Annotated in this window: 17 protein-coding genes and 1 other RNA gene; 12 read left to right on the top strand and 6 right to left on the bottom strand. The window is 32.2% G+C overall.

The window, feature by feature from the left end; all coding sequences use genetic code 11:
• Positions 1–23 precede the first annotated feature (23 nt).
• The 3 genes from KFE69_00785 (at position 24) to dnaX (ending at position 2,947) form a co-directional block, all read left to right on the top strand.
• Positions 24–1,046, top strand: coding sequence for a type IV pilus twitching motility protein PilT (locus tag KFE69_00785; GenBank protein UTW42715.1), 1,023 nt, complete (start codon positions 24–26; stop codon positions 1,044–1,046).
• Positions 1,047–1,120: 74 nt separating this feature from the next.
• Positions 1,121–1,217: signal recognition particle sRNA small type (gene ffs, locus KFE69_00790), an RNA gene on the top strand.
• A gap of 47 nt (positions 1,218–1,264) precedes the next feature.
• Positions 1,265–2,947, top strand: a complete 1,683-nt coding sequence (dnaX, locus tag KFE69_00795; protein UTW42716.1) for a DNA polymerase III subunit gamma/tau — start codon at positions 1,265–1,267, stop codon at positions 2,945–2,947.
• Here the strand turns inward: dnaX and KFE69_00800 are convergent.
• Entirely contained in the window at positions 2,931–3,521 is a 591-nt protein-coding gene (locus KFE69_00800) for a hypothetical protein (protein UTW42717.1), read from the bottom strand. The genes dnaX and KFE69_00800 overlap by 17 nt on opposite strands.
• 73 nt (positions 3,522–3,594) lie before the next feature.
• A complete protein-coding gene (locus KFE69_00805; GenBank protein UTW42718.1) occupies positions 3,595–4,461 on the bottom strand; it encodes a mechanosensitive ion channel in 867 nt (288 codons plus the stop codon).
• A 109-nt stretch (positions 4,462–4,570) separates the two neighbouring features.
• Here KFE69_00805 and corA point away from each other — a divergent pair, with 109 nt between their 5' ends.
• Entirely contained in the window at positions 4,571–5,641 is a 1,071-nt protein-coding gene (gene corA, locus KFE69_00810; protein UTW42719.1) for a magnesium/cobalt transporter CorA, read from the top strand.
• On the opposite strand, the gene KFE69_00815 is transcribed toward corA, so the two are convergent.
• Positions 5,624–5,854: a hypothetical protein gene (locus tag KFE69_00815; protein UTW42720.1), complete on the bottom strand. Its 231-nt coding sequence runs from the start codon at positions 5,852–5,854 to the stop codon at positions 5,624–5,626. The two genes, corA and KFE69_00815, sit on opposite strands and share 18 nt — an antisense overlap.
• A 214-nt stretch (positions 5,855–6,068) precedes the next feature.
• Here KFE69_00815 and KFE69_00820 point away from each other — a divergent pair, with 214 nt between their 5' ends.
• Complete coding sequence (locus tag KFE69_00820; protein ID UTW42721.1) at positions 6,069–7,400, top strand: hypothetical protein; 1,332 nt, start codon at positions 6,069–6,071, stop codon at positions 7,398–7,400.
• Positions 7,401–7,402: 2 nt separating this feature from the next.
• Here KFE69_00820 and KFE69_00825 read toward each other — a convergent pair whose 3' ends face one another.
• Positions 7,403–9,892 carry an HD domain-containing protein gene (locus KFE69_00825; GenBank protein ID UTW42722.1) on the bottom strand — a complete coding sequence of 830 codons (2,490 nt, stop codon included), beginning with the start codon at positions 9,890–9,892 and terminating at the stop codon, positions 7,403–7,405.
• 5 nt (positions 9,893–9,897) lie between these two features.
• On the bottom strand, positions 9,898–10,782 hold the full coding sequence (locus KFE69_00830; protein ID UTW42723.1) for a prepilin peptidase: 885 nt from the start codon (positions 10,780–10,782) through the stop codon (positions 9,898–9,900).
• A 228-nt stretch (positions 10,783–11,010) separates the two neighbouring features.
• Between KFE69_00830 and KFE69_00835 the strand changes: the two genes are divergently transcribed.
• The 7 genes from KFE69_00835 (at position 11,011) to KFE69_00865 (ending at position 17,737) form a co-directional block, all read left to right on the top strand.
• Complete coding sequence (locus KFE69_00835; protein UTW42724.1) at positions 11,011–12,315, top strand: transposase; 1,305 nt, start codon at positions 11,011–11,013, stop codon at positions 12,313–12,315.
• A gap of 208 nt (positions 12,316–12,523) precedes the next feature.
• Positions 12,524–12,970, top strand: coding sequence for an RNA-binding protein (locus tag KFE69_00840; protein ID UTW42725.1), 447 nt, complete (start codon positions 12,524–12,526; stop codon positions 12,968–12,970).
• A gap of 210 nt (positions 12,971–13,180) precedes the next feature.
• The gene (ribB, locus tag KFE69_00845; GenBank protein UTW42726.1) at positions 13,181–14,296 is read left to right on the top strand and encodes a 3,4-dihydroxy-2-butanone-4-phosphate synthase; all 1,116 of its coding nucleotides are present in this window, start codon (positions 13,181–13,183) and stop codon (positions 14,294–14,296) included.
• Positions 14,297–14,330: 34 nt separating this feature from the next.
• A complete protein-coding gene (gene ribE, locus KFE69_00850) occupies positions 14,331–14,807 on the top strand; it encodes a 6,7-dimethyl-8-ribityllumazine synthase (GenBank protein UTW42727.1) in 477 nt (158 codons plus the stop codon).
• A 3-nt stretch (positions 14,808–14,810) separates the two neighbouring features.
• The gene (nusB, locus tag KFE69_00855; protein ID UTW42728.1) at positions 14,811–15,239 is read left to right on the top strand and encodes a transcription antitermination factor NusB; all 429 of its coding nucleotides are present in this window, start codon (positions 14,811–14,813) and stop codon (positions 15,237–15,239) included.
• Positions 15,240–15,333: 94 nt separating this feature from the next.
• Positions 15,334–16,341, top strand: a complete 1,008-nt coding sequence (locus tag KFE69_00860) for a hypothetical protein (GenBank protein ID UTW42729.1) — start codon at positions 15,334–15,336, stop codon at positions 16,339–16,341.
• Between the two features lie 280 nt (positions 16,342–16,621).
• A complete protein-coding gene (locus KFE69_00865) occupies positions 16,622–17,737 on the top strand; it encodes a hypothetical protein (GenBank protein UTW42730.1) in 1,116 nt (371 codons plus the stop codon).
• On the opposite strand, the gene KFE69_00870 is transcribed toward KFE69_00865, so the two are convergent.
• Positions 17,738–17,926: a hypothetical protein gene (locus KFE69_00870; GenBank protein ID UTW42731.1), complete on the bottom strand. Its 189-nt coding sequence runs from the start codon at positions 17,924–17,926 to the stop codon at positions 17,738–17,740.
• Positions 17,927–17,931 lie beyond the last annotated feature (5 nt).

Consider the following 17,931-nt stretch of genomic DNA (forward strand, 5'->3'; position numbering starts at 1 on the left):
GACTTGTTAATTGATATTATATGATGGATATTACCGAAATCCTAAAGTTATGTGTATCAAAAAATGCATCTGATTTACATATTGCAGCTAGAAAACCTGTGATGGTGCGTATAGATGGACTATTGCTGCCTTTAGAGGGAATAATGCCTTTTGATAGTCAGGCGATCTTTAAATTAATAACACCTTTATTATCGGATAAAGCGATAAGTACATTAAAGATGCAATTAGAATATGATGATTCAATCACACTTGAAAATATTGGGCGATTTAGGCTACACCTATATTATCAATTAGATGGTTTAAGTTGTGCATTTCGTATTATCCCGGAGAAAATACCAACACTAGATGAACTTCAAGTACCGAAAGTTATTCGTCAATTATTAGAGAAAACAAGTGGCTTAATATTAGTTACAGGTGCAACAGGTTCTGGAAAAAGTACCACTTTAGCTGCCATGATTAACTGGTTAAATCAAAATCACCAAGGACATATTATTACCATTGAAGACCCAATTGAATTTATTCACAAGCCAAATAATTGCTTAATTAATCAGCGCCAAGTTAAAGTGCATACAGAGAATTTTAGTTGTGCATTAAAAGCAAGTTTACGCCAAGATCCTGATTATATTTTAATTGGTGAGTTACGCGATTTAGAGAGCATTCGTTTAGCATTAACGGCAGCTGAGACAGGACATCTAGTATTAGCAACAATGCATACTCACTCGGCTGCAAAAACGATTGATCGTTTGATTCATGTATTTGATTCTAGTGAGCAGGCAATGATTCGTATGATGTTATCTGAATCATTAGAAGCAGTGATTGCACAGAAGTTAGTTAAGCAAGTGACATCAGGATTAGTCGCTGCCTTTGAAGTTTTAGTTGCAACACATGCAATTAAAAACTTAATTCGAGAAAATAAAATACCACAGATGTATTCAGCAATGCAAATGGGTAGACAAGATGGTATGCAGACAATGCAGCAAAGCTTAGATGCGTTATATAAGGCTGGTTCTATTAGTGAGATAAAATTCAACCGATCGTATATGTGAGGCAATTGTTAATTTTTAAAATATATTCTGCTTTAAACTTGCAAAAGTAGCTAATTTTTATGATAATGCTAAAAGCCTGGTCCCCCCGCAATGATAAGTTGTGAATCCCGTCAGGTCCGGAAGGAAGCAGCGGTAACGACTGATGCATGTGCCGGGGTGTGGCTGGGCGCTAATTTTTCTTGCCTTTTATTGATAACTTATAGGAAGTACGCAATATTGTGATGTCATATCAGGTACTTGCACGCAAATATAGGCCAACACAATTTGATGAAATAGTTGGTCAAGATACTGTGCTTAAAAGTCTTCTACATGCATTAAAATCAAATCGTCTGCATCATGCTTATTTATTTAGTGGTACTCGTGGTGTTGGTAAAACATCTCTAGCTCGTCTTTTGGCTAAATGCTTAAACTGTGAAAAAGGTGTTACCGATCAACCGTGTGGTCAATGTCATCAATGTTTGAGTATTGCTGGTGGCAATATGGTTGATTTAATTGAAATTGATGCTGCTAGTAGAACGAAAGTAGAAGATACGCGTGAACTATTAGATCAGGTGCAGTATATGCCGACACAGGCACGCTTTAAAGTTTATCTGATTGATGAAGTGCATATGCTATCAACTCATAGTTTTAATGCCTTATTAAAAACGCTAGAAGAGCCACCTGAGCATGTGAAGTTTTTATTAGCAACGACTGATCCACAAAAGCTACCGGTTACGATTTTATCACGTTGTTTGCAATATCACTTACAACCAATTAAAAAAAAGCAATTAGTTAATCAGTTGCAAACAATTTTAGATAAAGAAGCTGTGAGCTTTGAAAAAGAAGCGCTTGATTACTTAGCACAAGCTGCATCTGGTAGTTTACGTGATGCACTAAGCCTACTAGATCAAGCAATTAATTTTGGTCAAGGCTGTATTACAAGTGATGATGTTATAAACATGTTAGGTGTTGTTGATCATCGTATTGCTTTTGATTTAGCTAAAGCAGTGATTGCAAAAGATACTAATACTGCTTTGGCATTAACTCAACGTATTGTTGATCAAGGTAAACACGTTTCACGTATTTTAGATACTTTAGCTGAGCTTTGGTATGCAGTGAGTATTTATCAATTAACAGAAACGGTATTATTTGATGTTTTTAGCGCTGAGAAATTAAAAGAATTAGCACAAAAAATTACTCCAGAGTTATTGCAGCTTTATTACCAAACCACATTAAAAGCAAAACCAGAATTAGTCTTAGTGCCTGAAGCTAAAATGGCACTTGATATGGCATTGATGCGTATGATTTCATTTGATCTAAGTGTTAAGCAGTCATCGGTTGATACTCAACAATCGCAAGATACGGTTAGAGAAAATAGAGCGCTTCAAGTAGCGCCACTAAAGGTTTTACAAACGAGCAAACCAAATAAGCTATTGCAAAGAGATACTGATACGCAACAGCCAGAGAACGATAATAACTGGTATCAGTTAGCAACTGAGTTAAAGTTAAAAGGAATGGCAAAGCAAGTTGCTTTAAATAGTCAATGTATTAAAGTGAAAGGTAATACCTATTATTTAGATTCTAAGGTTTATTCAGTTACTGATAATCTAAAAACTAAGTTAAAAACACAGCTAAGTCAACTTTTAAAGCGTGAGGTTGATATTGTGTTTATAAAAGAAGATAGTTCAATGTCTTTGGATAATGCAAGTAGTAGTAAAAGTGAAACAGTTATTCATGATCAAGAAAAAACGCTTGCTGAAAAAAAAAATTTAACCCCTTTTGAAATTGACCAAGAAAAGCAACAAGCATTATTAACAAAGAGCTATCAACATTTAAAAGATGATGAACTAGTTCATGCCATTGAATCAGAGTTTAATGCATCTTTTGATCCTGCTTATATTAAAATTAATCATTCACATTAAGATTATATTGGATACCGATACCAAAATTAACACCATTTTGTAATGGTCCTAATGGATTAACTTTGGTTGATAGTTTCTCAATTGCAGGTAGCGATGAAATTGTTTTAAAAATAACTAAATCATTGAGTAAAATTAATTTAGCTTGAAAATCCCAGCCAGTGGTATAAGTAATCCGTTTAAAATTAAATACATCTAAAAAAGCATTACCAACACGTTTTGAATTTAGTTGTTCTATATCAATATAATAACCAACACAGTCATTTTCTTGTTTTAAACAATTTGCAACTTCAAGTGGTAGATTATTAAAAGTCATTAAAGGATCAAATTCTTTGTGTACATCAAGAAAATTGACAACTCTAATATTATTTGCTTTATAAGGTGAAAAACCAAGTGCTTCTAAATCTTTAGTGGTAGTCTTATAGGGTGTAATTTGATTATAAGCTGTTTGTAATTGATCAAAATTTTGCCATTTTGAAATCGTGACATCTTTGGTACGTGGTAATAAAGAACTACATGCGCTAGTTGTAATAATAACAATAAAACCCATTAAGCATGCTAGTAACTTGGTCACCATAAAATAAGTACCTCCTTATTTTAAGTATATCAAGCATTTGTGTTTTTGCTTTTAAATTTAAATTTAGAGTTTTTTATTTTCTTATATGAAATAGTAATTCAATATCAGGTTCATGTTTTAAACGTTCAAATATTTTTTCAGTAATTAACGCTTTTAAGTGTTCATAGTCGGTAGGAAAACAATAGTAATGTACCCATACTGAAATGCCAGAGTGCTTTTCTTCAAAAATTAGTTGAGCATCAACATAGACTTTTAAATCAATCGTTTGAGCAAGTAGTTTACTGCGCATCTTAATATAGTCTGAGGTATAGCGTGTATCGTTTTGATAATATTGATCTAAAATCTCTTGAGTTTCAGTTATTAAAAATTCTTTAATGCGATTAATATTATTATTGGGGTTAAATAACCATTGTTGAGTATATTCAATTACATTGCGTTTGCGAGAATAATTCAAGACAGGTAAAGTCATCACTAAGCCATTAGGAATTTTAATCACTTTACCACTGGCTCTCGTTGTTGAGCCTTTTGAGGCTTCATAGAGTTTAAAAAATAATGGACCTAATTCTGCGACAAATCCACGATATTCACCAATTTGAATATAATCACCTTCAATAAATAAGCTACGCCAATTAATGATTAATGAGCCAATTGCATTCATGATTAATTCTTTATTGGTAATGACAAGTGCTGCTGAGACTAAGCTTAAGATAGCTAAGAAAGATACAAAGCCATTAACCCAGATTTTGGCTAATAAAATAATTGCAATAATCACTAATGTATATAATACACGTACGCGTTTGCGTTTATGGCGTTTGGAATCAACAACTGGACGAATTAATAGCACATGAATCATAAAGTAAATCAAGACTAAAACAATAATGAGAATTACTGTTGCTAGAATATTACTGTAAAATTCATTCGCTAAAATTGTCTCTAACATGATAATTACATTTGAGTATATTTAAAGGTTGTTTTTATCTAAGCATAGAATATTTTTACTATCTGATCTATAGTTTAATCAGATTAATCACTGAAAATAAGTTGAATAAATGTTACAAAATAATCAAATAAACACAATAGATAAACATTTATCAAATCAAGTGCATACACGTGCGACTTTATGTCAATATGATAAAGAACAAATCGAGCGTGTTAATTTAGCATTAAATTTAGATGCAATCAAAATGCAACTCAATCAAAGAGAAAATAATTGGATTCATGTGACAGGCTTAAATAATACACAATTTATTAATGCCTTATGTTATGGTTTGGGTGTTCATTCATTAGTTGCAGAAGATATCATCAATACAAAGCAGCGTGTTAAAGCAGAAAGCTATGATGGTTATTTATTTGTTGTATTAAGAGCAATCAAACGCTCATCTAAACAAAGTCAAATACAATATAAGCAAATAAGCTTTATTTTAATGCCAAAATTACTCATTAGTTTTACTAGTGAACCCTTAATGTTATTTGACTCCATCAATGAGAGAATGAAAAAAATACATTCAAAAATAAGGGCTTTAAATGTTGATTACTTACTTTATGCTATGATGGATACTTTGGTTGATGACTATATGATAATGACTGAAAAAAAAGGTGACATACTCGATAGATTAGAATCGAAAATGATTAAAGACCCAACAAAAACATCGCTAGAAAGTATTTATAAATTTCGTCGAGAGTTACTTTATTTACGTCGTCATATGCAGGCATTTCGTGATTTGGTGGGCATGCTATATAATGAGCGTCCTCAATATGAGGTTGCTGATCCTTATGCTAGTGAGTCAGTAATTTCGCAAGCGTTAATTACCTATCTACAAGATTTATATGATCATACCTTTAGAACTTTAGAAGCAGTTGATATATATAGAGATATCACAAGGGAAATGCTTGAGCTTTATATGAATAGTATGAATCATAAAATGAATCAAAGAATTAATATTTTAACCATTTTCTCAACGATATTTATTCCATTGACCTTTATTACTGGCATCTTTGGCATGAACTTTAGAGTTATACCGGGACTCAATAGTTCATTTGGTTTTTTTGTTACTGTTGGTGTTATGTTTATGATAAGTATAGTGTTATTAGTGATTTTTAAATTAAGAAAGTGGTTTTAGCTTGCCTTTAGTAATGCGTTTTTGACTAATATCTTCAATTAATTGATAAGCTTCTTCAATTGACTTAACTGGGTAGGTAACCCGTTTTGCTGTCTTTCTGTGTTTACTACCATAGTAGCAAGTCACAACTAAATCACCAAAGATATCTCGTCCAATATGAGCTTCATAGTATTGATCATTATTTTCCCAACGATAGGTTTTTTCACTAATCATAGAGCTTATAAGTCATTTAAATTATTTTTGATAACAAAAAGTATAACAATAAAAATAAAATTTAGATTGATACAGGTAATTTATTTTTTATTTATTAATGATGATTTATTACAAACCAAAACTATTTTAAATAGGTATTATTTCAAATAATAAATAAAATTATTTTATTGAGAACAGTGATCAGTTTAGAGTAATAGTATAGTAGGGAGTTAAAATGGGTAGAGAAAAATATGATCAGATTCAACAGAGTATTCAGGTGAACTATCAATCAATATATAAGCAATATAGAACATCTGATGTTTTAGTTAAAAATATTGAAGGTTTAGATTTTGATGATGTGATCTGCCTTTTAGAAGAAGTTCGAGATACTCCGGAGTTAAAATCACAGTCATTAGCTTTATCCAGACGTAGTGATTTATTTGATAAACTAGTTATTATGCAAGGAGAGGGAATTAATGACCCTTGGGCGCTTAGACTGCATACTTATAATGTGATGAAAGCTTCTGAAAAAGAAGGTTATATGATTAGTAACTTAGGTCATGAAATCAGAGATGATGAAAATCACATTCATGAGCATTCTTGGCAGCTTGCTTCAAAATTTTTAAAAGGTGGTTTTAGAAATCATAATTATATTGCAGAAAAGAAAGGTACAGGTCAGTTGTATAGTAGGTATAATTTGGTACCAACAGCTGGTGATGGCGCAACTAAGAAAAAACCTATGCGATTGGCTCAAAAAGAAGGAGTGCGTATTATTCATGAAGTTTCAGATGAAGTTTATCAACAAGATGATTTAGTTCATTATCCAATTGAAGTACCACATAAAGTGGATGTTAGTATTGCACCTTTCGTTGGGATATCAATGACATTAGCACACACTTCAGAGCGTATTAATACAAACTCTATTTTCTATGAAAAAGCCTCTGAAGAAGCTGTTTTAGAAACAATTGCAGTCAGTGCTTATCAATATTCTGATGATGAGCATACAGAAGCTTTAAATGAAGCGATTACTCGATTGAAATTAATCAAATTATGTGACCAATTAGCAAGTGCTGGCTTTAGGCGATTTAATCGTTTTATAGATCCATTAACTAAAGAAGAAGCGCCTAATAATGTTTTAGAAACTGAGTTATTACCAACGATTGCTATGGTTGCAATACAGGGAGATTTATTTCAAGAGACTTCATTTTTCTGTGAAGAAGATAGTATTAATGGATCTAAGTGTGATAGTAAAGTACTAATTAAATTAATTGAACAAGGTATTAAAGAGATTGCACATGAACCGTTATTAACATCATTTGAGAAACCTTATCGTAAAATCACCTGTCCGTTGGCAAATCTTATTATTAAATCTCAGTTTGAACTTATTGATGGAATCTATGTAGATAGCTTAGACAAAATCAAACTAGATGCGCAAGCAGTGATTAAAAAAAGACAATATGAAAAACCCATTCATGTACTAAAAAGTGATCATTTCTTTCCATGGCAACAGATGGATCAAGAAGCTAGTAAAGAAAGTAATCATGGATGCTCATTTACGGGATGTTAATTTTAAAGTTGAATGGTTTGTATGATCGCTTTTTTTAATTGTGCAAATGAAAGTTCATTGACGCTAAAATTTTGAGTATCAAGAAAGAAAATATCTTCAACTTTTTGATCAAGTGTATTAATTTTGGCATGTGTAATATAGAGATTAAATTGATCGAATACGCTAACGATTTCTGCAAGTATACCTGGATAATCGATTGTATGAATTTCAACGCTTAATTGTGTATCATTCATTACTTGGATATTAATCTTAGGTGTACTTTTTAGAATATAACGTTTTGGTAGGCGTTTTCTAAATTTAATTGGCGTAGTGTTTTTATGATAGTCATCTAACATAGTTTTAAATTGATCAATAGTTTTAGATAGTGTAAATTCATCATCTAATGATGCCAAGTCACTTTGGTGGTTTATAACATACTGACTGAATGTTGCGCCGGTTGATGATGTATAAATACGCGCATCTAAAATACTTAAGCTTAAGCGTGTTGCAATCGAAGCAACGGGCCCAAAAACATAATACTCATTTTTAGCATAAGTGATAATTTCAGCTTGTTTAATTCTTGGATTAAATCGTCCAAAAAGATATAAACCATCTGTATTAAGATAGGGTAAAATACAATCTAAGTGCCATTGGATACTCGATGGTGCGAAATGAATTAGATAACGCTTGCCCCATAAATTTAGATAATTGTTTAAAGCTTCTAATGGGTATTTATTTTTTAGGCGATTGATTTTACCAATGGCAATTTTTTTCTTATTTGAATGGTCTGCTTGAATACTGATTAAGTCATCAAATGGCTGGCCAAGATAAAGGTTGGTTGTATGATATAATGTTGTTAATAAACTAAAGCGCCAATGATTCCATAATTTGATATTGGTGCTACGAATATCACAAATGGTTAATAGATAAAGATAATCTAAGGTTGTTTTATCTTTAATAGTGGTTGCAAATGACTTAATAACACTTAAATCACTGATATCTTTTTTTTGCGCAACATGTGACATAATCAGATGTGATTTAACTAAAAAACAAATTAACTGTATATCATCATTTGATAAATTTAGATACTGATTTTCTTCAGTTAAATAAGCATTAACCTTATCAGCTGCGATAACTTCATGCTTACCACCTAAACCTTTGCCTAAATCATGAAAAAAGGCACTAAGAAGTAAGATTTCAGGTCTAATATTGTCAGCTATTGTTTGTATATCTGGCATCATATTGTGATATTTTCCAGCGATTAAGTCTTTGGTTTGTGTGACAATTTTAATCGAGTGTACATCAACGCTAAAGCTATGGAAAAAGTCAAACTGTTGAAGTCCTATGGTATGTTTAAAAAGAGGCATATACTCAGCTAAGCGACCTGATTGGTGAAGAAATATTAAATGCTTTATAATGGTTTTAGGGTATTGGAATAACGATAAAAAAAGATTGCGTAATTTGGGTTTGTTGGGTTGGCCGACTGATTTTGCATTTAACGTTTCAGCAAGTGTATAAATTGACAGTGGTAAATCATCGGTTGAACCTGATATTGCGTGCTGTTGTAATAGTGTTAATAATACCTCATCTGTTTGATCGGTAGTTGGTATTTTTATTTTTGCTACTTTTATCGTCTGTTGGTTTGTTACTTTATCAAGCTTTAAAATAAATAACTTAAAATAAAATAAAATCGTTAATACAGCTTGATAATAAGGTTGCATTAATTGATAAATTGAATCATATTTAAATGCTTTATAAAGGGCTTCTTGATGATTGAAATATAATTTGTTTTCATTTTTTTGAGCAATTAGATGAAGCCCAAAGCGTAATTTAGCCAGTATTTGATGCGCATATGCCAGTCGATCTAACTGTGCTTTATTAAATAATTTTTGATCTAAATCAAAATAGTCACTCAGCCACTGAATTTTATGTAGTGTTCTTAAATTGCCGGCGTCAATTTTTAAATTGGGTTCTAAATTTTGTGTTGTTTTAGTTTGTTTATCAAGCTCATCTTGATAAAGGTGTTGCAGAAACTGTTTATGTTCAATGGGGTGTTGATTTAGCAATTTTTGAAGTAAGTTAAATAATTGTTTGTTGCCATAGAGTAGTCGACAATCAAGTAGGCTTGTAAAAAAGGTAGAATCTGTTTGTAAGTCATTTTTAATTTCATCTATATTACGATAACTAATATTAATTCTTATTGGCATTTGCCAAAGATATATTAAGCGTTTAGCAAGCGCGGCTTTATCTTGATCATTACAACAAATAACAAGTAAATCAAGGTCAGAAAATGGATAAAGTTCTGTTCTACCATAGCCACCTAACGCAATTAATGCAATATCTTTTTGTTGTATTGTATCTATGCTTTGGCTTAGTTTTTCTGTGATCATATGATCAATTTTTTGACAATAGTGCGCCATTAAATCAGTTAATTGATCTGGGGTTTGAAAGAATGTATCATTTAATGTTTCAATTAGACTGAGATATTTGTCTTTGATTAATTGTAAGGTCATATAAATCACATAATTGATGTAATCGAGATATTTAATAGTAGTGCACTATTATGCCAGAATAGTACGATAATGGAAGCAAAGGCTAAAAAAGGACCAAAAGCGATACGATCACTCGATTTAGTTTTAGGGCGATGATTTTTAGTTGTAATCATCAGGCTTAATCTTATGATACTAATTGTAATTAACGCACTAATGCTTGCAATTAATAATACCGGTAGAAGCGCATTAATGCCTAACCAAGCACCGATGGCACTTAAACATTTTAAATCGCCAAAACCAAGCCCATCGGTATGTCTTAGTAGTTTATATATAATATAGACAAACCATAAGATTAGATAACCAATTACAGCACCCCAAAGGGCTATTGTTAGAGAGGTGAAATAAGAGAAGCTATTAATGGTTAACCCAAGCCATAATAAAGGTAATGTAATGCTATCAGGTAATAATTGAGTACGTATATCGATAACGGCTAACGTAATTAATGAAAATACAAAGATTAAAGTAAAAAATGTCATTAATGTTAGGTTAAATTGCATTACAATAAGCACAAACATAATTGCACTAACTAACTCTGTGGCTGGGTATATCCATGAAATTTTATTATGGCAGTAACCACATTGACCCTTTAACCAAAGAAAGCTAATAATTGGGATATTATGATAAAAACGGATGGTTTGATGACAATAAGGGCAGTGAGAGCGTAATCCAAATAAGTTAAACGGTGTATTGGTATTTGCATTAGTATGTGTTTGTTCATCAACTCCTAAATAATTAAGACAGTTTTTTTGCCAATTGGCTTGTAGTTTTAACGGTAAGCGATAAGCAATTACATTGATAAAGCTGCCAAGGGATAAACCAATAATAAAGCTTAAAATCAATATGATTGTCATTTAACTATTGTTTTCCTATTAATACGACTTTTTTTAAATCATAACCTGTTGTTGGGCTAATTGCGTTAAATGTTATACAATTTTTCTATTAATTAAGCATAATTTATATCTATATTTTTGAGAAATTTAGTTAAAACTTCAGCAATTCCCGCTATTAATGACACGGGTTGCAAATAAAGACTTTTAGACCGATCATATATTTATTTTTCGTAACCTAGTTATTTTACAATGAACAATCAATTTAAAAAACATCTATCTATACCAGGTTTATTACACACATTAAGAAATAGCTTTGCAAAAGCTACTGATAGGAAGTCATCCAGCATTTACTCACTTGTTGATTGTTTGATGTGTGGCATGGCAGTATTTGGAATGAAGTATCCTTCATTACTTAAATTTGATAAAGATATGCGATCAGAGGGCAGTTTGGTTAAAAATAATATTAGCTCATTATATAAAGTTGAAAAAGTGCCATGTGATACATATTTACGTGAACGTTTAGATGAAATTGATTATCTTCAATTACGTCAGTCATTTAATGCATTACTAAGCAATCTACAAAGAGGTAAAGTTCTAGAGCAATATTGTTTTTATAATGATTATTATTTGATTTCCAGTGACGGCACAGGGATGTTTTCATCACATGAAGTGCATTGTGATAATTGCTGTGTAAAACATCACCGTAATGGAACAAAAACTTATTATCATCAAATGTTGTGTGCTTCGATTGTACATCCTGATATAAAGCAAGTGATTCCATTAGCGCCTGAGCCAATTATTAAAAGTGATGGAACAAAGAAAAATGATTGTGAGCGAAATGCAGCCAAACGTTTAATTAAACGTCTTCGCCAAGAACACCCGCACTTAGCAATGATTTTTGTTGAAGATGCCTTATATGCCAATGGCCCTCATATTGATGACCTAAACAAACATAATATTCATTATATTCTAGGAGTAAAACCAAGTGATCATACCTGGCTTTTTGACTGGGTTAAAGCAAGTAAATCCGAGTTTTTGTCGATGTCACTAGAGGGTGTTAAACATGAATTTGAGTGGGTTAATCAAGCTGAATTAAATGAAACTAGAAGTGATATTAAGGTTAACTTTTTGTCTTATAAACAGACAAATAAAAAAGGTAAAGTACAGCATTTTACTTGGGTGACAGACCTTGATCTTAATTCAAACAATGTATTTAAAATAATGACAGGAGCACGTGCACGCTGGAAAATTGAAAATGAGACATTTAATACATTAAAAAATCAAGGGTATAATTTTGAACACAATTTTGGTCATGGAGCAAACAACTTATGTACAGTATTTGGCTTTTTGATGCTATTGGCATTTTTGGTAGATCAAATTCAAGAACTATGCTGTCCATTATTTAAGTCGGCATTAAAAAAATTAGAGACAAGAAGTCGTTTATGGGACAGAATAAGAAGTGCTTTTTTTATAGCACAGATTAATAGTTGGGAAGCGCTATATTTACACCTATCAGGAAAAGTTAAAGCCCAATTGATCATCGACACTGGTTAATTATATTTTGCCATGAACATCGTGTTTTTAACTATACCCGGTTATTTATTAATGAGACATAAAAATCTAATATACGGTGCATATGCTGTAGCGGTAAGTATTGTCAATGAGAATGCTAATGGAATTAATAATTAAATGAAAAATTAAGCGGGAATAGCTGTTAAAACTTAAGTTATTGTTTGCATTATGAACTTCTGTGTTATACTTAGTGGTTGAAAGAGAAGTTAGTAATGGCCATGACTTTGACGAAGCATCTGACAAATCTAAGTTTAACTTCATTATCTCTAGTGTCTCTTTCAGTGAAATGTTACTTATTGTAGAGGAAAAAAACGTGCAAAATACGAAAGTCTATGTAGGAAATTTATCTTACAACCTATCGGAAGCGGATTTACATGAAGCCTTTGGCAACTGTGGTGAAATCCAAGAAGTTAAACTAATTACAGATCGTCAAACTGGTCGTTCAAAAGGATTTGCATTTATTACTTTTGAAAATGAAGAAGCAGTTCAAGATGCATTGGAACTTAATGGTACTGAGCTTGATAAACGTAGAGTCAATGTAAGTATCGCCAAGCCTCAAAATAGAACTGGTGGCGGTGGCGGTTCAACTCGTCGTAGTTTCGGTAATAATAACCGTGGCGGCTACCAGCAATATTAATATGATAGATCAAGCTATCTTTAATTTTAATGGTTAAAGATAGCTTTCTTCTAAGCTTATTTTTCTAATAATCATTAATTTTTTATCTCAAAGATTAAATTTTTAACTTTTTTTGATTAAATCAATGCTTGCGCATGATTTAAGCTTTAGTTTACAATTCATTTGCATTTATTTAAGTATTGAAATTGATTAAATAGGTAATCATTAAAAATGTTTAATACAACAGAAGAGTTAATCAGCGCTATTGCCAATGGTGAAATGGTAATTTTACTCGATGACGAAAACCGTGAGAATGAAGGTGATTTTGTCATGGCAGCTGAGAAAGTTACCCCAGAAGCAATTAATTTTATGGCGCGTTTTGGTCGAGGTTTAGTCTGTATGCCCATGACAGAAGCACAATGTAAAAAGTTGAATTTGCCGTTGATGGTACCTGGGAATAATCAGAGTCGCTTTGGCACAAATTTCACCTTATCAATTGAAGCTCGCCAAGGTGTAACAACCGGTATTTCAGCTTATGACCGTGCGCATACCATTTTAACAGCCATTGGTGATAATGTGGTTGCCGATGATTTGGTTAAGCCTGGGCATATTTTTCCAATTATGGCACAAACAGGTGGTGTATTAACGCGAGCAGGTCATACTGAAGCAAGTTGTGACTTGGCCCGTTTAGCTGGATTAAAGCCAGCTTCGGTATTAGTTGAAATACTAAATGATGACGGTACGATGGCAAGAGGCGATGACTTATTTAAAGTTGCAGCTAAACATCAGTTAAAAATTGGCACCATTGCTGATTTGATCCGTTATCGTATTGAGCATGAAAAAACAGTAGAGCCTGTTTCTATTATGCCTATTGAGACAGCTTATGGTGCATTTCAAATGCATAGTTATTTAGATAAAGTTGATAATCGTATTCATTTTGCATTAACAAAAGGTAATCTCTTACAAGCTGAAAAAGTTACAGTGAGAGTACATTATCAAGATATGTTTGCAGATTTAATTCGTGTTAATCATTTGCCACAAAGCTGGCGTTTTGACAAAGCATTAGAAAAAATTGCTCAATCAGATGCAGGTGTTATGGTCTTATTATCAGGAAATGAGCACTCAAGTGAAATATTTAATCGTCTCGAAACATTAGCAAATGACAAAACGATAAAAGATCATGAAGTTGAAACACATGATGAAGCTTTTAAGATGATTGGCACAGGCGCAAGGATCCTTAAAGATCTAGGTGTTAAGCAGATGCGTCTTTTAAGTTCACCTCGACGCTATAATGCATTAAGTGGTTTTGATCTAGAAGTTGTTGAGTATATTGATGAATTATCATAATGAAATAAAGAGTAAATTTAAGAAGGGTTTTAAAATGTCTTATCGAGTAGTTGAAGGTAACTATATATATAATGGTGAACGTATTGGTATCGTTGCATCAAGATTTAATAGCTTAGTTGTTGAAAGCCTAATTAAAGGTGCCATTGATGCATTAGTTCGCCATGGTGTTAGTGCTGAGAATATTGACGTTATTTATGTCCCTGGTGCTTATGAGCTGCCATTGGCTACACAAAGAATGGCAAATAAAAATCGCTATGGTGGTATTATCGCTTTAGGTGCAGTCATTCGAGGTGGCACGGTCCACTTTGATTATGTTGCTGGCGAGTGTGCTAAAGGGTTGGCACAAGTATCTTTAAACCATGATATAGCAGTTTCATTTGGTGTACTTACAACAGATACGATTGAGCAAGCTGTCGAGCGTGCTGGTACAAAAGCAGGCAATAAAGGTGCTGATGCAGCACTTGCATTATTAGAAAGTATGAATGTACTTGCTGAAATTGAGGCTTTATAAATCATGTCACTTAAAATAAAACTAAGAAAGCGTGCTCGATTTCATGCCATTCAAGCACTTTATCAACGTGAGATGGCGGGTACTGATTATATCGAATTACGTGTACAATTTTATGAAGATAATTTACAACGCCACCCAGTCGATTGGGAATTTTTTCATGATTTAATCAATGGTGTTGAACAACATCAATTAGCACTAGATGATATGATTCGCCCACTTGTGGCAAGGGAATTCGAGACAGTTAATCCAGTTGAATTAGCGATCTTACGTTTAGGTGCTTATGAATTATGCCATCGCTTGGAGATTCCATTTCAGGTAATCGTTAATGAATATGTAGAGCATGCAAAAGATTTAGGTGCAACCGATGGTCATCGCTTTGTCAATGGCCTTTTAGATCGCCTATCTCATCAAGTTAGAGCTGAAGCATCCTAAAAGATTTAGCTTTATATCATTAACTCGTTATTTATCATCTATACTTACATTACTTAAGTGACAGAATTAAATGATTGATTAAGCATATGTAATGATGAAAATGCGCTATATAAACTATTTTTTCATAGTCATTAGTATTTGTTTTATTTATCTTATGATGTTTAATATTACACTTGCCAATGATGTGAATGAAAAAACTAAAGCCTCTAACCCACAGCCTGTGATTATTGGTATTTATATTACTGATATTTTTGGCGGTGATATTTCAAATAAAAGCGTTGATATTGCTTTTTGGTTATGGGTTATATACAAAGATAAAACATTAAGCCCATTAGAGCATATCGATATTGTTAATGCTGAAAGTATTAAACGCTTAAGTTATGAGGTAACACGATTAGATGATGGTTATTATTGGGCTGGTGGTAAATATCATGCCAAATTACATCAAAACTGGGACTTTAGAAGCTATCCATTAGACAGTCAAGGCATTACATTTGTATTTGAAGATACTCGTTATAGTTCTGATGAGCTTATTTATGTTATTGATAATGCTGATAGTGATGTTGATTTACAAGTGTCATTAGATGGCTGGAAAGTATTAAATAGTTATTGGAAATTAAATAATTATCACTATAAATCCAATTTTGGTGTTATCAATGAAGATCGTACGCATGATACAACATATTCACGAGCTATTTATAAAATTGAATTAGAAAGAGAAGGCGTACGTAAACTAATACAAGTTTTTGGTGTTGCCTATTTGGCTTGTTTTTTAGCCTTTTGTATTTATTTTTTACCGTTAAATGAATTGCGTGGGCGCTTAGGCTTAATTACCGGTGCGATTTTTGCATTAGTTGGAAATAAATTACTAACAGACAGTTATCTACCGCAGGCAACAGGACTTACTTTAGTTGATCTTGTGCAATTGACTTCGATGGTTTTCTTATGTTTTACGATATTGATGACGGTCATTATTTACTATTTTCACAAGCATCAGCGTATTAGACTTGCAAGATGGGTTAATAGTATTTGTATTATTTTAGCAATTATTGCCGTACCTGGCTCGCAGGTATTTTTATTGCTATCGCACTATCATCATTGATCATTAAATAATCTTTTCTTATGTTTTATTATTAAATATTTAAGAATTATTGTTTCAATTAATCGTTATATTTCATTGCTATTCATTATGTATGATTTTTTTTTAAAAGTAAGATTTTAGTTGGTAATTAATCAGTTTATTATATGAAATAAGAAAATTAAATGGATGTTTTTTGATTAAATATGTTACAGATTATTCATTTAATGTAATTGACAGAGCCTTTAATCATCCTTAATTTTAGTCTTGCGATGGATTTGAAAAAACGATAAGGAATATCGATATGTTTGAGAATGTTGTTACTATAATATCTTCATTTGTTAAAGCCTCTCAGCAAAGAAAAGAAGCTGAGATTGCTTTTAAAATAAAAATTGATGAGTTGGCTAGAAATGCACTGGAAGAATATAAAAAAAATTCTAGCTCAGGTAGTTATGAAGCATGTAAAAAAAATGTTAATACTATTCTTAAAGATCTTTCAGATTCAAAAATAACGCCATTAGAAGCAATTAAGTTATTGTGTAAGCAGGGTCATTTTAATGATGGTACAACCTATATATCAAGTAAGGCTTCATTTAATACCAATTTTTATTATAATCTAGCATTATGGTGTGCAGAAAACTATCCTCATGACTCTGATACAAGTGTTCAGTTAGTAGATAATAAAAATGATTTTATTGCATTAAGCAAAGACCACTATATAGATTTTATGTTAAATACGTTAGAAAGTAGCGCTGTTCAAATTAATGCTAATCGCATTAGGGGAAAGCAAGTGCTTAGTCCCGAGATTATGGCAAATGCAATTGCTATACTCCATCATACGAATCCAGTTAAATTTTACAGCTTATTACAAGAAGCAAAAGCTGATGCACTTGCTGAATTTAAGGGTTCATATATTTCGGATACACTATTTTCTTATATATCACAGAATTATAATAATAGGTGTGAAAATGTAAAAAAAATTGCAGTTGAAGTACCAAAAGATGCAGAGGAAGCAAGTAGACTATCACAAAAAGCTTTATTTAGTTTATGTTATGAAGGTGGTTGGAGTTCTGGATCATATAATACTTCATTTCTTTTTCATCTGTGTAAAAAAGTATCTAAGGAAGTTGGATTGTCATGTGTTACAAAAATAGGTGATTCTAGTTTGAGAGATCTAGTCACAACGCATAATCAGACAATTTGTGGTCATGCTGAGGTTATGGTTGGCAGTCCAGATGTCGTAGAGTTAGAAAAGGGTGATAGTGTTGTATTAGGCCATGTATTTTTTGGTGAATTGGATCAGCAAAGTCAACATAAACAAAAACACCCACCAATTGTAATGCATACAAAAGAAGAGCTTTTAAAACAACGTGAATTAGATGCTTCTAACTCAAGCTTAAGTCGAAGCGGGACTTTTTAACTACCACTTAATCTTTTGATGTGATTTGCGATTAAAAATATCTCGATGCTTTTCAACTTCTTTTTTTTGAGAGCTAGAACGTCTTGGATGATCTTTATCAAACTTATGGATAAATTGATCAAGTTCGCTAACATAGTCCCTTTGTTTCTTATTATCACCAAAATTAATAAGTTTACTGATTAATCCCATTTTCT

The organism is bacterium SCSIO 12844 (assembly GCA_024397935.1).
Taxonomy (GTDB): Bacteria; Pseudomonadota; Gammaproteobacteria; order Francisellales; family Francisellaceae; genus M0027.

Coding starts and splice junctions, on each gene's coding strand:
- KFE69_00785 (UTW42715.1), top strand. CDS start 24: ATGGATATTACCGAAATCCTAAAGTTATGTGTATCAAAAAATGCATCT.
- KFE69_00800 (UTW42717.1), bottom strand. CDS start 3,521: ATGGTGACCAAGTTACTAGCATGCTTAATGGGTTTTATTGTTATTATT.
- KFE69_00805 (UTW42718.1), bottom strand. CDS start 4,461: ATGTTAGAGACAATTTTAGCGAATGAATTTTACAGTAATATTCTAGCA.
- corA (UTW42719.1), top strand. CDS start 4,571: ATGTTACAAAATAATCAAATAAACACAATAGATAAACATTTATCAAAT.
- KFE69_00815 (UTW42720.1), bottom strand. CDS start 5,854: ATGATTAGTGAAAAAACCTATCGTTGGGAAAATAATGATCAATACTAT.
- KFE69_00820 (UTW42721.1), top strand. CDS start 6,069: ATGGGTAGAGAAAAATATGATCAGATTCAACAGAGTATTCAGGTGAAC.
- KFE69_00825 (UTW42722.1), bottom strand. CDS start 9,892: ATGACCTTACAATTAATCAAAGACAAATATCTCAGTCTAATTGAAACA.
- KFE69_00830 (UTW42723.1), bottom strand. CDS start 10,782: ATGACAATCATATTGATTTTAAGCTTTATTATTGGTTTATCCCTTGGC.
- KFE69_00835 (UTW42724.1), top strand. CDS start 11,011: ATGAACAATCAATTTAAAAAACATCTATCTATACCAGGTTTATTACAC.
- ribB (UTW42726.1), top strand. CDS start 13,181: ATGTTTAATACAACAGAAGAGTTAATCAGCGCTATTGCCAATGGTGAA.
- ribE (UTW42727.1), top strand. CDS start 14,331: ATGTCTTATCGAGTAGTTGAAGGTAACTATATATATAATGGTGAACGT.
- nusB (UTW42728.1), top strand. CDS start 14,811: ATGTCACTTAAAATAAAACTAAGAAAGCGTGCTCGATTTCATGCCATT.
- KFE69_00860 (UTW42729.1), top strand. CDS start 15,334: ATGAAAATGCGCTATATAAACTATTTTTTCATAGTCATTAGTATTTGT.
- KFE69_00865 (UTW42730.1), top strand. CDS start 16,622: ATGTTTGAGAATGTTGTTACTATAATATCTTCATTTGTTAAAGCCTCT.
- KFE69_00870 (UTW42731.1), bottom strand. CDS start 17,926: ATGGGATTAATCAGTAAACTTATTAATTTTGGTGATAATAAGAAACAA.